General features: G+C 48.5%; 15 protein-coding genes. 6 read left to right on the forward strand and 9 right to left on the reverse strand.

The window, feature by feature from the left end:
* Window positions 1–4 precede the first annotated feature (4 nt).
* Together ACXAGR_RS01525 and ACXAGR_RS01530 are read left to right on the forward strand one after the other, a co-directional pair.
* Entirely contained in the window at window positions 5–367 is a 363-nt protein-coding gene (locus ACXAGR_RS01525) for a response regulator (RefSeq protein ID WP_119502168.1), read from the forward strand.
* Between the two features lie 8 nt (window positions 368–375).
* A complete protein-coding gene (locus tag ACXAGR_RS01530) occupies window positions 376–1,659 on the forward strand; it encodes a methyl-accepting chemotaxis protein (protein WP_474847699.1) in 1,284 nt (427 codons plus the stop codon).
* 104 nt (window positions 1,660–1,763) lie between these two features.
* Here the strand turns inward: ACXAGR_RS01530 and ACXAGR_RS01535 are convergent, their stop codons facing one another.
* The 9 genes from ACXAGR_RS01535 to ACXAGR_RS01575 all read right to left on the reverse strand — a co-directional run bounded on the left by ACXAGR_RS01535 (window position 1,764) and on the right by ACXAGR_RS01575 (window position 8,727).
* The gene (locus tag ACXAGR_RS01535; protein WP_474847701.1) at window positions 1,764–2,636 is read right to left on the reverse strand and encodes an aspartoacylase; all 873 of its coding nucleotides are present in this window, start codon (window positions 2,634–2,636) and stop codon (window positions 1,764–1,766) included.
* 73 nt (window positions 2,637–2,709) lie between these two features.
* The gene (yacG, locus tag ACXAGR_RS01540; protein ID WP_119503448.1) at window positions 2,710–2,940 is read right to left on the reverse strand and encodes a DNA gyrase inhibitor YacG; all 231 of its coding nucleotides are present in this window, start codon (window positions 2,938–2,940) and stop codon (window positions 2,710–2,712) included.
* 39 nt (window positions 2,941–2,979) lie between these two features.
* Window positions 2,980–3,732 carry a cell division protein ZapD gene (zapD, locus tag ACXAGR_RS01545; RefSeq protein ID WP_474842903.1) on the reverse strand — a complete coding sequence of 251 codons (753 nt, stop codon included), beginning with the start codon at window positions 3,730–3,732 and terminating at the stop codon, window positions 2,980–2,982.
* Between the two features lie 81 nt (window positions 3,733–3,813).
* Window positions 3,814–4,428 carry a dephospho-CoA kinase gene (gene coaE, locus ACXAGR_RS01550; protein WP_474847703.1) on the reverse strand — a complete coding sequence of 205 codons (615 nt, stop codon included), beginning with the start codon at window positions 4,426–4,428 and terminating at the stop codon, window positions 3,814–3,816.
* On the reverse strand, window positions 4,425–5,303 hold the full coding sequence (locus tag ACXAGR_RS01555; RefSeq protein WP_474847705.1) for a prepilin peptidase: 879 nt from the start codon (window positions 5,301–5,303) through the stop codon (window positions 4,425–4,427). The genes coaE and ACXAGR_RS01555 overlap by 4 nt, the downstream gene beginning before the upstream one ends.
* A 113-nt stretch (window positions 5,304–5,416) precedes the next feature.
* Window positions 5,417–6,625, reverse strand: coding sequence for a type II secretion system F family protein (locus ACXAGR_RS01560; protein WP_349588395.1), 1,209 nt, complete (start codon window positions 6,623–6,625; stop codon window positions 5,417–5,419).
* Window positions 6,626–6,694: 69 nt separating this feature from the next.
* Complete coding sequence (locus tag ACXAGR_RS01565; RefSeq protein ID WP_474847707.1) at window positions 6,695–7,132, reverse strand: pilin; 438 nt, start codon at window positions 7,130–7,132, stop codon at window positions 6,695–6,697.
* Between the two features lie 242 nt (window positions 7,133–7,374).
* The gene (nadC, locus tag ACXAGR_RS01570) at window positions 7,375–8,232 is read right to left on the reverse strand and encodes a carboxylating nicotinate-nucleotide diphosphorylase (protein WP_474847709.1); all 858 of its coding nucleotides are present in this window, start codon (window positions 8,230–8,232) and stop codon (window positions 7,375–7,377) included.
* 18 nt (window positions 8,233–8,250) lie between these two features.
* Window positions 8,251–8,727, reverse strand: a complete 477-nt coding sequence (locus tag ACXAGR_RS01575) for a retropepsin-like aspartic protease family protein (RefSeq protein WP_474848104.1) — start codon at window positions 8,725–8,727, stop codon at window positions 8,251–8,253.
* Window positions 8,728–8,872: 145 nt separating this feature from the next.
* Here ACXAGR_RS01575 and ampD point away from each other — a divergent pair, with 145 nt between their 5' ends.
* The 4 genes from ampD (at window position 8,873) to aceE (ending at window position 14,210) form a co-directional block, all read left to right on the forward strand.
* Window positions 8,873–9,424 carry a 1,6-anhydro-N-acetylmuramyl-L-alanine amidase AmpD gene (ampD, locus tag ACXAGR_RS01580; RefSeq protein ID WP_474847711.1) on the forward strand — a complete coding sequence of 184 codons (552 nt, stop codon included), beginning with the start codon at window positions 8,873–8,875 and terminating at the stop codon, window positions 9,422–9,424.
* A 62-nt stretch (window positions 9,425–9,486) separates the two neighbouring features.
* Window positions 9,487–10,353 (forward strand): regulatory signaling modulator protein AmpE, encoded by an 867-nt coding sequence (gene ampE, locus ACXAGR_RS01585; protein ID WP_474847713.1) that lies wholly within the window; start codon window positions 9,487–9,489, stop codon window positions 10,351–10,353.
* A 271-nt stretch (window positions 10,354–10,624) separates the two neighbouring features.
* Complete coding sequence (locus ACXAGR_RS01590; RefSeq protein WP_119502156.1) at window positions 10,625–11,383, forward strand: GntR family transcriptional regulator; 759 nt, start codon at window positions 10,625–10,627, stop codon at window positions 11,381–11,383.
* Between the two features lie 160 nt (window positions 11,384–11,543).
* Window positions 11,544–14,210 (forward strand): pyruvate dehydrogenase (acetyl-transferring), homodimeric type, encoded by a 2,667-nt coding sequence (aceE, locus tag ACXAGR_RS01595; protein WP_474842886.1) that lies wholly within the window; start codon window positions 11,544–11,546, stop codon window positions 14,208–14,210.
* Window positions 14,211–14,228: the final 18 nt, after the last annotated feature.

Genomic DNA, 14,228 nt, shown 5'->3' on the forward strand with positions numbered 1-14,228 from the left:
ATCAATGAAGACCATCCATTTAGTTGACGATTCGGCGACCATGCTGATGAGTATGGAGATGCTGTTAAAACGTGCAGGCTACGACATCATTAAATCGGAAAATGCTGAAGCTGCGCTGACAACACTGCAAAGCGCGTCACCAAAACTCATCATCACCGATTTGAACATGCCGGGAATGAACGGCATCGAACTGATTAAAGAAATAAAGAAAAATACGAAATTCAGATTCACACCTATTTTGATGCTGACCACTGAATCCCAACAAACTAAAAGGGAAGAAGCAAAGCGTGCTGGCGCCACAGGATGGCTGGTAAAACCTGTCGAACCTGATCAATTGATCGCAGTAGTAAAACAATTGGTGCCGTAGGAGGCTTTATGGTGAATTTACGAGAAATATTTCTGACTGCTGTTGCACGCCTGAAGCAGGCTCAGTGGTACGCCAGTCCGTCTGTACAGGCGGCACTGTGTATAACCGGAACAGTTATCGCGCTGGTAAGCGTGCTGCTTATAAACCAGTTTGCCGGAACGCAGTTGTCATGGTGGGGAGCAATTATTTGTAGTCTCGTAACCAGCGCTCTCTGGGTTGTACGTCAGACCGTGGCTGAAACCCGGTACATTGATGAACTTGAAACAGCACTGGCGGAAGCAAATGCTTATCTGGACAAAACTTCAGAACAGTTGCATACCACTCACCAGCAGGTAGATGAGTATGCAAGTATTTTGAACGGACAGATTGATGGTATTTCTAACATTACCGAAGAAGCTTCCGTCGACTTGATGAGTGCCTTGTATCAAATTGAAGAAGTCATTCAAAACGGTATCGACAGTATTGAGCTCTCCCAGCGGAATACTGCTGAATTCAAGGAAGAAAGTGCAGCGGAAATTGACCAGGCAAACCACCGTCTGGAAGAAATTACCCAGTTAATAAATACCCAGCATGAACACGACAAAGCGCACACTGCGGCGATTCAGGAGGTCCTGCAGGAAATTGATAAGCTCAAAGAGCTCACTGAGCTGGTAAAAAACATCGCGTTTCAAACCAACTTGCTGGCACTGAATGCAGCGATTGAAGCAGCCCGGGCCGGAGAATACGGGCGAGGATTCGCTGTGGTGGCAGAGCAGGTAAGAACCTTATCTTCCCAGTCGTCAGAGGCCGCGGAGAAAATTGAATCCGGGATCCGTTCCGCCATGGAAACGGCAAAAATCCACGGTGAAAAATTGCTCTCCACGAGTCAGAGTGACGAAACCTGTGAGTTACTGACGTCGTTCTCCGGCTCTCTGGCCAGCATGACAGCCCATTACCGCCGGCTCGAGGAATTCAGCCCGCGGATGCTCAATTGCTTCAGCGGCGTAGCAAAAGACATCGCCGGTAAAGTCAGCGGGGCAATCGGTAAGATCCAGTTTCAGGATATTATCCGCCAGCGCGCCGAGAACGTAAAACTGGAACATGAAGCCCTGGTAAGCCTGTTCGGCCAGTTCTCTGACTACATTGACGGACGCAAGGCTTTCGACGATTCATTCAATTTAAGTACGGCGGAAATGTTTGAAAAATATGTCATGGAAGATCAGCGCCGTATTCACTTCGACCTGACCACCTCTACCGGTGAAAAGCGGGTAGCGCCGGAAGAAACCCGGGAACCGAAAATCGAGTTGTTCTGATCTGCATAGTTTCAGAAATGAAACAGGCCGCTCTGTAATAAGAGCGGCCTGTTTTTTATCGTCTCACACTAACCGGTACTTGGTGGCAGCACAAACCTTCAGGATCAGAACTCAATCCGGTCGGCGGTGGCGAAGGCCACGTCTAATTTGAAATATGCTGCTTCATTTATAAAATGTGGATAGGTTTCTTTGTCACCTTCCCAGACATAATCTGAACCGTCAAACCCCCGGAATACCGGCGCACCCGGAAGCAATGGAGTAAAATCCTGATCCTGAATGCTGTGGTGGATCATGGCTTTACGTACACCGTTCTCATCCAGCGGGAATTTTACCTCATAACCCAATCTGAAAGCCTCGCAGGCAGGCAGCGAATCCATTGAGCTGCTATCTGTATTCCAGGCGACACAAAAATCCAGAATCGCTTCCGCCATCGTTTGCGTTAACTGGTAAACATCTTCCCGTAATACGCCCTGTGGCTGAGCGCCGACTTCAATCATCACACCTTTTTTACCCACGGTGCATAAATAGCCATGAGATGCGTAGTCTTTTTCATCTTCCACCAGAATATTGGCTTCCGGCATGACGTCTTTAACAAACCGGGCAAGTTTGGTATTAAACTCGTCGGTTTCCAGCACAATCAGTGTAGCGCCCATGTGGCTGGTGGTATTGTGAATGTCGATGAAAAAATCTGTTGCAGCATTACCCTTCGGGCCAAAGCGTTCATTCAGCGATTTTGCCAGAACAGCCTCTCTGGCCGGGTTGTCTGCCGCAAGACGTTCAGCAGTAAACTGCCGGTTTAAATCTTCATCCAGAAAACGGACATTGGCGTCCATAGCCGCCGGGTTAGCAAAATCACAGGTGACATTCAGAGACGAGAAGCGCTCAGGCAAACCAGACTTCTGCCAGTTGCGGATAAGTTGAATACCACTGGTCTCGTTGCCGTGAGTACCGCCAATAAGTGCAATTGAATTTAACATAAGAGAAAAGCCTTATCTGAATTCGGGCAGAGTGCCCGGATACATTCACACAAAACGCTCAACGGGGAAGGGTTTAGTGTTTAAAAAAATCGTCCTGCTGCTGACTGAGCATTGCTTCAATGTCTTCGATATCAGGCATTCCGGGCGGTGTATCAGAATGTTGCTTTGGCCCGGGAATCGCGCGCTCTTCACCAGCCCATTCACCCAGGTCGATAAGCTGGCACTTCTTGGAACAAAAAGGACGATGTTTATTTTCTGCAGACCACTCGACAGATGTGCTGCATACAGGACAGTTAACCTTCACTGAATTCACTCTCTTTCAGGTAAAAAGTATGGCGGCAGTCTAGCAGGCTGCCATAGCAAAAGACACAGTATTCTCCACTGAGGGAGACTGTCCGGCTTCATTTTCAAACAGCATAAAGCGAATGGCGAAGCGGTATTTATTGCCGCTGAGAGTAGGGTAATACCCCTGATTGGCATCACAGCGAACGCGGATTAATCCGCATTTGTCATCAGCTACACCCTGATAAAAGCCGTTTGTGGCTTCCATGGGTTTAAACGGACCTCTTTCCCGCAGGAACGACAACAGTACCGAAACTGTTTCTTCCAGCAATGCCAGGGATAAAAGCCATTCTTTCATCGATTCCTGAATGTCTTCTTTGGAACGGTTAAGCCAGTAGTGCAAATTGGGTAAGTCAAAACTGCAGGTGCCGCCGGGTATGGAAAATCGCTGCCGGATACCGTTAAGAAATTTATCATCTTTCAGCGCTGTGCCGAATTTGCGTTCCGCTTTTAGTTTGCCTTTCAGGCGTACAATCACTTTTAAGGACTGTTCAAGCGCGTCTGTATCAATATTCGGATATTGGGACCAGTGCACCAGATTGCGTTCATGCACATCAAGATCTTTAATCAAATCAGTACGCAGATCAATCCGGTCCAGCAGATCCATCAGGGTGAATAATTGCTCGAAGAAGTACACATGCAGGGCTTTATTCTGCACTGAGGCACCGGTCTTCAACTGCGCAAGCAGATGCTCGATGCGCAGGTAATTCCTCACTTTTTCTTTAAGCGGAAATTCGTATGTGGTGCTGGTCATGTGGGCCTCTCTGATAAACTGTTAGCACTACAGCGCAAAAGTGCCAAAATATCAAGCCCTAAGGAAAAAACAGCCGTTCAGCTACCGGGGGGATTTCTCTGCTGCTTTCAGTAATATTTGATGTAATTGTTCAACCTGAGCGGGTAAAAGTTCAAGCGCACCGTTGTTATCTATAATATGACTGGCCTTAGCCAGCCGGTCATGACGGCTGGCCTGAGATGCCATGATCCCGCGGATAGTTGTCTCGTCACTGCCATCCCGCTTAAGTGCCCGCGTAAGTTGAGTGTCTTCCTCACAGTCAACCACAATCACAGTATCTGCCATTGCATCAAGTCCGTTTTCTATGAGCAGAGGCACCGAAAAAATCACGTAGGGGCTGGTGGCTGCTTCAAGCTGCTTTCGCATTTCTTCCCTGATTGCCGGATGGAGCTGGGCGTTAAGCCACTGTTTTGCCGTTTCATCAGCGAATACCTGTTTACGCAACGCGGCGCGGTTCAAACTGCCGTCTTTTTGTAAAATGTCACGGCCAAAATGACCGGCGATTTTCGCAAGCGCCGGCGTACCGGGTTCAACCACCTGACGGGCAACTACGTCAGCATCGACAATGGTTATGCCGAGCTTCGCAAATAAATCACTGACGGCAGACTTGCCGCTGCCGATCCCGCCGGTTAATCCTGCAACGTAAGGATGGCTCATGCACCCATCACCCAGGCAAGATAACCATCTATGATCTCTGCCTTGTACAATAATGTGAGATAACCGGCGACGGCGAGATACGGACCGAAGGGGATCGCAAGAGATTTACCGGAGCGCTGCACAATCATCAGTGTAATACCCGCCACGGCTCCCACCACGGAGGAAAGCAGGATTATAATGGGCAGACCTTGCCATCCGGTAAAGGCGCCTAATGCGGCAAGCAATTTAAAATCGCCGTACCCCATTCCTTCCTTCCCGGTGAGCAATTTAAACAGCCAGTAGACAGACCATAAACTTAAATAGCCAGCAGCAGCACCAATAATGGCATCCACCGGACCGGCAAAAACAGATTGAGTACTTAAGATCAGGCCCAGCCAAAGCAATGGCAGTGTTAGTTGATCCGGCAGCAGCATTTTATCAAGGTCGATAAAGAGCAGCGCAATAAGAATAAAGACTACCAATACCGCCCAGATGCCCTGCGCTGTGGCACCGAAATGCCAGGCTGTAAAAGTACATACCAGCGCGGTGAACAGTTCTACTAGCGGATAACGGATTGAAATACCAGCCTTACACCCCGCACATTTTCCGCCCAGCATCAGATAGCTGATCACAGGAATGTTTTCCCATGCCCGGATTTTGTGATGACAGTGCGGGCAGGTGCTGTCCGGTTTTACCAGATTAAAAGGTTCCTGCTCTGCGGGCTGTTCATTTTCGTGAAAGTAACTTTGGTATTCCGCTTTCCAGCTTCGCTCCATCATGATAGGAAGACGGTAGATGACAACGTTTAAAAAACTGCCAACCAGCAAACTGAAAATGAAGATGGTGGTGAGAAACACCGGCAGACTCTGCTGCATTAATGAAATGATGGCGTCCATATAAGCGCTTTATTTTTATCGTGTTCTGATACAACAAGACTGCCCGAAAAGCAGTCCTGTCTCAATGAATAATTAGTTTTGGGTGCGCAACCTGAACCGGTTGCTCAAATTTGTTACACCACGTTACCCATCTGGAAGATAGGCAGGTACATGGCTACAATCAGACCACCGATAATCACCCCGAGCACTGCCATAATCAGTGGTTCCAGCAAGCTGGTTAAACCGTCCACCATATTATCTACTTCCGCTTCATAAATCGTAGCAATTTTTGCCAGCATTTCATCTACGGAACCGGATTCTTCACCAATAGCCACCATTTGTGACACCATGTCGGGAAACACGTTAGTGGCCCGCATGGCGGTGTTCATTTGCAGACCACCCGCCACTTCTTTCTTAATGAACAATATAGCTTCCCGGTACACGGCATTTCCCGATGCACCGGCAGCAGAATCCAGTGCACCGATTAACGGAACACCGGCAGAAAAGGTTGTTGACAGGGTGCGGGTAAAGCGGGCAACCGCCGCTTTTTTCAGGATTTCACCCACTACCGGAATTTTCAGTGTTAGTGCATCCATTTTATCCTGCAACCCTTTAGACTTTCTTAAGGCCCGGATAAATAAGAAGATAGCACCGGCAATGCCCATCCCGATAAAAATGCCATAATCCTGAACAAATCGCGATATTGCCAGCACAAACTGGGTGAACGCCGGCAACTCAGCCCCGAAACTACTGAAAATTTCTTCGAACTGGGGAACCACGAATACCAAAAGGATTGTTGTTACGATAAACGCGACAACAAGAACGGCGATGGGATAAAACATCGCCTTTTTGATTTTAGCCTTAAGTGCTTCAGCTTTCTCTTTATAAGTAGCGATCCGATCATAAATGGTTTCCAGGGCACCGGATTGTTCACCGGTTTTCACCAGATCACAGTACAAATCGTCAAAATAAAGAGGATGTTTCCGTAACGCGGATGACAAAGGATTACCGGCTTTAACTTCTGTTGAAATTTCGCCAAGTAATTTGCGCATGGAGGCTTTATCGTGGCCGGATGCGATCATATCCAATGATTGAATAAGGGTGACGCCGGCTGCCAGCATGGTAGCTATTTGTCGGGATATAACACAAATATCCTGAGCGGTGATCTTTTTGTCTCCGCCAAACAGGGGCTTTGCCTGTTTTTTGACTTTGTGGGCAGAGATACCCTGACGACGCAGCAGGTTCTTCGCTTCCGTGATATTCATCGCGGAAATTTCACCTTTCTGATTGCTGCCGCGCTTATCCTTGCCCTGCCAGGTAAAAACTACTGCTGCCTTTGCCATATCTCATCCAGTCGCCGGTAGTGAAAACGGAAATGCCCGGTCAATGACCGGGCTAGCTGAATCTTTGGATTAACAGATTGCTGGTGAATTCGAGGAACAAGTACCTGATTTCTGCCAAGTAATTTGACCGTTGTTGTACGTACCAGTCAGGATGTAGGTCTCACCACCTAAACCGTTAGTGCTAACTGCAGTTGCTGTAATTGTGCGGGCGCCAGCAGAAGCGTCCCACGCGATTGAAGCAACGTTGCCCACTGTTGTTGAAACGTCTGCCGGTACGCCTTTAGTGCCTTGTGTACATGCGGTAATAGAGCCTTCAGTCTGTGCACATACTTCAATAGCTGTTTTCAGGGCTTGTGTCGCAGCAACTACTTCAGAGAACTTCGCTTTCTTCGTGTAGTTCTGATACGCTGGCAAAGCAACTGCTGCCAGGATACCGATGATAGCAACAACGATCATCAGTTCGATTAGAGTGAAACCTTTTTGGTTTTGAGCGTTAACATTTTTCATGGTATATCTCCGGGTTTGCGTATAATGCGCTAAATTAAATCTTTCATTCAAAGTTACGATTTATACCCGAGTCGTCCTTTTCAACGTCCCCGGTACTTGATGCTCAGTATAGGCGGAGCAAGCCAACTGACAAGTATTCAGAAATATACATATGAATAGGTTCTACAGCAGTGAGGGGATGAGAGTGAATACCTTTAGGGGATAACAGGAATGTATCCACTCTTTTGATTTGTAAGTGAATTTTATCCTTTCATAGCGACACGAAGCGACAGATCGATAGCCTGAACGTGTTTCGTTAATGCCCCTGAAGATATGAAGTCAACCCCTAATTTTCCTAAAGATTGCAATCTTTCTTCCGTAATATTGCCAGACACTTCGAGTTTACTCCGGCCTTTTGTGATGTCGACTGCGCTTTGGATCTGATCGTTGGTAAAGTTATCAAGCATGATGATATCTGCACCTGCATTCAGCGCCTGCTCAAGCTCATCAAGGCTTTCCACTTCCACTTCCACCGGTTTGTCCGGGTGATTTTGCTTTGCGATCTGCACAGCATTCGTAATCGATCCGCTGGCAAAAATATGATTCTCTTTGATCAGAAAGGCATCGAATAATCCGATCCGGTGATTCTGACCACCGCCACAGGCAACGGCATATTTTTGGGCAAGGCGTAGTCCGGGCAGTGTTTTACGGGTATCCAGTATTTTCGTCGGATAGCCGTCAAGCAGCGATGCATAGTGATGTGCAACGGTTGCCGTACCGGAAAGGGTTTGCAGAAAATTCAGCGCAGTGCGCTCGGCGGTGAGAATGCCTCTGGCAGGACCGGACAGTGAAACCAGCACGTCATTAGCTTTGGCTGCACGCCCGTCTTGTGTATGGATCGTGATATCTATTTGTGGATCGATCAAGTTGAATGCCGCTTCAACCCAGGCCATACCACAAACAATACAATCCTCACGGGTAATGATAGTGGCTGTGGCCTGTGTGGATGCGTCAATCAGGTTTGCGGTGATATCTGCACCGGCGTCGGAGCTGCCGCCCAGATCTTCAGCCAGTGCTTCTGAGACTTGCTGGCGGATCGCGGCTTGAGAAGGAATAGTCATGCTTACGCTCTGCTTATATTAAAGTGTACGCAATATTAACCATTCTCCGCGCTGAGTAAACTCAAGCTGCTTTAAAACGCTCATTCCGAGTAAAATTTGTTCACCATTCATACCGGGGTTGAGATTCGCACGTACGTTATAAACAGTAATATCGCCAATAGACACACTGTTTAACTCAGTTCTTGCAACGCGAACCACACCGTTGGCGGTTTGTGCCAGTGCACTGCCCGTAGGAATTAAGCCAAGTCTTTCCTGCAGATGTGCGGGAATGGCAACATCCGTTGCGCCGGTATCGATCATAAACTCAACCAGTACGCCGTTTATCGTGCCCGCCGTGACGTAATGACCGGCGCGGTTTTGTTTCAGCCGTACTTCCGTCTGATTATCAATGCGTACAGATTCCGGTTCACGATTCGGGTTTTCCTGCCGGTCAAGCAAGTCACCAAAAACAAATGTCAGCAAGCCCAGCCCGCAAATCCAGGCCAGTATGTACATCCACTTTCCGGCATTATGTTCACTGCTCACCGTTCCCCCGGCTATATATAAGTGTCTAACTTTGAAAGTTATATGTAGGGTTATTCTTGAGTATGGCAATAGCAGATGTCAAACTTAGGCATGACCTGAAATTTTCTGTGCGACCATGGATTTTATCCCCGACAGTCAGTACACACCGTCACCGTTCTATGATGAGCGGCCGGAAGATGCCTGCATTTCATTGCTTGTCATCCATAATATTTCATTACCTGCCGGACTGTACGGTACAGGTGACATCCGCCGGTTGTTCACCGGTACCATTGATATCAATGCACATCCTTCATATAGCGATCTTAAAAACGTAAAGGTATCTGCTCATTGTGTGATTTACCGTGACGGGCAGGTTGAACAGTTTGTGCCGCTGTCGGCAAGAGCCTGGCATGCCGGGCTTTCTGTTTTTCAGGGGCGTAATAAATGTAACGATTACGCCATCGGTATTGAAATGGAAGGTTGTGATAATGAACCTTTCACTGCAGAGCAATATCAGGCCTTACAACGGGTGACACAGTTTATTATCGACACCCATCCGGCCATCACCATTGGCAGAATTACCGGACACAGTGATATTGCACCCGGCCGTAAAACCGATCCCGGTGAGTATTTTGACTGGTGCCGGTTGCGTACAGGCTTGTCGTTTGAAGCGACAAAGCAACAGTAACGTTAGTTAGTATTGTTTGAGTGATAACGGGTCACCGGACCCGGGCATAAAGGAATAATGACGTGATTTTGATAAGTCTTCTATTAGCGCTGGCGTTTGACAGAATGTTCTTGCGGAACCGCTACTGGCAGTCACCGGTCTTTGTTAACTTCTGTTTGCGAAAGATGGGGATAAGCGGCGACGATACACAAGCATCCCGCAAAATCTGGCTCTACCTTCTTATACCGGCGGTGCTTCTAGGGCTGACAGAAACTTACATATTCGGTGGCTTTCTGACATTTATCGTTCAGACGGCGGTGCTGTTCCTCGCATTAGGGTGTACGAATTTTCGCCGGATTTATAAGTCCTGGCTTCAGGCTGCCCAGCGGGAAGACAGAGAAGCTTGTGATTTGTATGAAAAAGAACTACATCTCGGGTTGCTGGGTAAAGAAGACAATGAACCGGAGCCGGACGACGGCACACGCATGCAGCAGTTACTTTTGCTGGCAAACTTCCGCTATTACGGCGCGGTAATGTTGTTCTTCATATTCTTCGGCGCACCGGGCGCATTGTTCTATATGCTTGTCCGTGAAGCTCACCATTATTACCGCGGTAATAACATGGAGGCAGCGCTGACCACAGGGCAGTTGCTGTTCGCACTGGAATGGTTACCAGCCCGTGCGGTGACATTGGGATTTTTGGTGGTGGGGCATTTCTCCCGCGCCACATCCGTCTGGCTTGAGAAACTGACAAATGTGTCTGAAGGCACGCCTGCTGTACTCTGGTCTGTAGCCCGTCAGGCTGAAATTATTGAAGCCGGAGACAGTGCTACATGTAGCAGAATGGCTGCGTGTGCGCACGTTCAGGCAGGCGTAAAACTGGCAAAAAGGAATATCATTTTTATTCTGGTGATCACATCTGTGCTCACCATTACCGGATGGGTTGCCTGAAGCTTAAAGCACGTTAAATCAACCGGATTTGAACAGAAAAACAACATGTTTCGCTCATCAGACCAGATGATGTTGTAAAAAAATTTCAACAATTTCAATATCTAGCTCGTCTAAAAGGTTAAATGTAAGTTACTTTCGATGGGTGACTATTTACCTCCATTTCGATCTGCCCTAAACTAGATAGGTAAAATGGTATGACCAATGAGTGGGTGGCAAGTAACTTTGTTTACATTATGGCCGCCCCTTTTCATAAGCGAGGAACCGCACAGGTATGCGCCACGGTCGGAAAAAATTATCAGATGTCATCACTGAACAGCTCGAATCAATGATTCTTGATGGCACACTGCTGGCCGGACAACAGTTACCTCCTGAACGCGAACTGGCAACCCAGTTTGATGTTTCCCGTCCTTCGCTCCGTGAAGCAATTGGCAACCTGCAGGCCCGTGGTCTGGTTGAGCGCAAGCAGGGAGGCGGCACCTTTGTCAGCCGTAACCTCAATGCGGCAATGACCGACCCGTTAATGGCGCTTATCAGTCGTCGTCCGGAAACGCAGTTCGATTTACTTGAATTTCGTCATGCGCTGGAAGGTATGGCTGCCTATTACGCAGCGCTGCGGGGCCAGCCTGAAGATTATCAGGCACTGCAGGCCGCGCTGGACAACTTGCCGGTACCCGCTCCGGGGGAAAGTAAACGTGCTCTGGCAGAAGCGGTCGGTGAATTTTATATGGTGATGGCGCGCGCCTCCCATAACATGGTGTTGTTACATGTAATGAGCACCATGCAGACCATGCTGGTCGAGAATATTGAACGTAACTTCGAAATGTTTGCCTTACATCAGAATGATGAAATAGACATTAACGCCGAAGTCAGACGTCAGCGTAAGGAAATTCTGGCTGCTATCGCATCCCGTGACCCGGAAGCAGCAAGACAGGCGTGTAACGCCCACCTTGCGTTAATTGAGAAAACGCTTCTGGCGATTAACCAGCGTGACAGCCGAGTGCAACGCGCGTTAAGACGCCTGGAGATTTAAGGCACTGCCTTAGTAATACCTTGCCGGTTTGTAACAGGTAAGAAAAGAAAAACAGTAAGCCGGTAAGGCCTACGTAACGTACAACCTGGTTTTAGTCTTTCCATCCTCCGGTTTTGCCGGCAAGGATGGTTTTCAATATCAGCAACAATAGGATGGCACCATGACTGAAATGATGCACCAAGATGTGGATCCGCAAGAAACACAAGAATGGCTGGAGTCGTTAGAGTCAGTTTTAGAAGAAGATGGCGTTGAAAGAGCCCACTTTTTATTAGAATCACTGATTGAGAAAGCACGCAGAAATGGTGCCCACTTGCCGTACGATGCAACGACGGCATATATCAACACCATTCCTCCCGGACAAGAACCCACCATGCCGGGTGACCAGACTATTGAAGGTAAAATCCGTAACGCGTTGCGTTGGAATGCCCTGATGATGGTTCTGCGCGGTTCTAAGAAAGACTTAGAGCTGGGTGGTCACATTTCAAGCTTTGCATCTTCTGCAATGCTGTACGATGTGGGTTTCAACCACTTCTACCGCGCACCAAATGAAAAAGATGGCGGCGACTTCGTATTCTATCAGGGCCACGTGGCACCCGGTATCTACAGCCGTGCATACATTGAAGGTCGTCTGACCGAAGAACAACTGGACGGTTTCCGTCAGGAAGTAGACGGCAAAGGTCTGTCTTCTTACCCGCACCCTAAATTAATGCCTGACTTCTGGCAGTTCCCCACTGTATCTATGGGCTTAGGTCCGATGCAGGCCATCTATCTGGCACGATTCCTCAAGTACCTGACTGACCGTGGTATCAAAGACTGTTCAGAACAGCGCGTATGGTGCTACATGGGTGACGGTGAGTGTGATGAGCCGGAAAGCCTGGGTGCTATCGGTCTGGCTGCCCGCGAAGGCCTGGACAACCTGACTTTCGTTATCAACTGTAACCTGCAGCGTCTTGACGGCCCTGTACGTGGCAACGCAAAAATTATTCAGGAACTGGAAGGTACATTCCGCGGCGCAGGCTGGGAAGTGATCAAAGTTATTTGGGGTCGCTACTGGGATCCACTTTTAGCCCGCGATACTTCAGGCAAGCTGCTTGACCTGATGAACGAAACTATCGACGGTGAATACCAGAACTGTAAAGCCAAAGGCGGCGCGTATACCCGTGAGAAGTTCTTCGGTAAGTACCCTGAACTGAAAGAAATGGTTTCTAACATGTCAGATGAAGACATCTGGCGTCTGAACCGTGGTGGTCACGATCCGGTTAAAGTTTATGCAGCATACGATCGCGCAACGAAGACTAAAGGTCGTCCACAGGTAATCCTTGCTAAAACCGTTAAAGGTTACGGCATGGGCGCATCCGGTGAAGGTAAGAACATTGCCCACCAGGTTAAGAAAATGGACAAAGAAGCGGTTAAGCAGTATCGCGATCGTTTCAACATTCCTGTATCTGACGAAGCATTAGCTGATCTGCCTTACTACAAGTTCGACGAAGACAGCGAAGAGATGAAATATCTGCGCGCCCGTCGTGAAGCCCTGCATGGCTACATGCCGGTTCGTCGCGCTAAAGCAACTGAAGATCTGCCAGCGCCTGCTCTGAAAGCGTTCGACGCTATCACTAAAGGTTCCGGTGACCGTGAAATCTCTACTACTATGGCGTTTGTACGTGTACTGACTGCGCTGCTTAAAGACAAGCAAATCGGTAAGCGTATCGTACCTATCATCCCTGATGAAGCCCGTACGTTTGGTATGGAAGGTCTTTTCCGTCAGGTAGGTATCTACTCTTCACAAGGTCAGAAATACGAGCCACAGGATTCTGATCAGGTTGCTTATTACCGTGAAGACAAGAAAGGTCAGGTACTGCAGGAAGGTATCAACGAACTGGGAGCGATGGCATCGTGGTTAGCAGCGGGTACGTCTTACAGCACCAACGATCTCCCAATGGTTCCGTTCTACATCTACTACTCAATGTTTGGATTCCAACGTGTTGGCGACCTGGCCTGGGCAGCCGGTGATTCACGTACCCGTGGTTTCTTGGTTGGTGGTACTGCTGGTCGTACAACGCTGAACGGCGAAGGTCTGCAGCACCAGGACGGTCACTCTCATACTCAGGCGGCATTAATCCCGAACTGTGTGAGCTACGACCCGACTTACGGTTACGAAGTTGCTGTTATCGTACAAGACGGTTTACGTCGCATGCTGGAAGATCAGGAAGACGTGTTCTACTACCTGACAGTCATGAACGAAAACTACAAGCAGCCTGAAATGCCTAAGGGCGTTGAAGAAGGTATCGTTAAAGGTATCTACAAGCTGGATACTGTGGGCAGCAGCGATAAGAAAGTGAAACTGCTGAGCTCCGGTACCATTCTTGAGCAAGTGCGTGAAGCTGCTGCGAAACTGGCGTCTGACTACGGCGTAGAAGCAGAAGTTTACAGCGTAACGTCGTTCAACGAACTGGCACGCGATGGTCAGGATTGTGACCGTCACAACATGCTGCACCCTGAAGCGACAGCGAAAGTACCTTACATCACTGAAGTACTCAGCGAAGGTAACGATGGCCCGACTATCACTGCAACTGACTACATCAAGAACTACGGCGAGCAGGTACGTGATTTCGTACCGGGCGCTTACCGTGTACTGGGTACTGATGGTTTCGGTCGTTCTGACAGCCGCGCGAACCTGCGTCGTCACTTCGAAGTTGACGCTGCATACGTGACTTACGCTGCGCTGTACGAACTGTACAAGGCAGGTTCTGTTGATGCCAAGACGCTGTCTAAAGCAATGACGGATCTGGGTATTGATGCTGAGAAAGTTAACCCACTTTACGCATAAGCTAAGGGAGACTAACGA

The organism is Alteromonas sp. ABH4_457 (genome assembly GCF_056160625.1).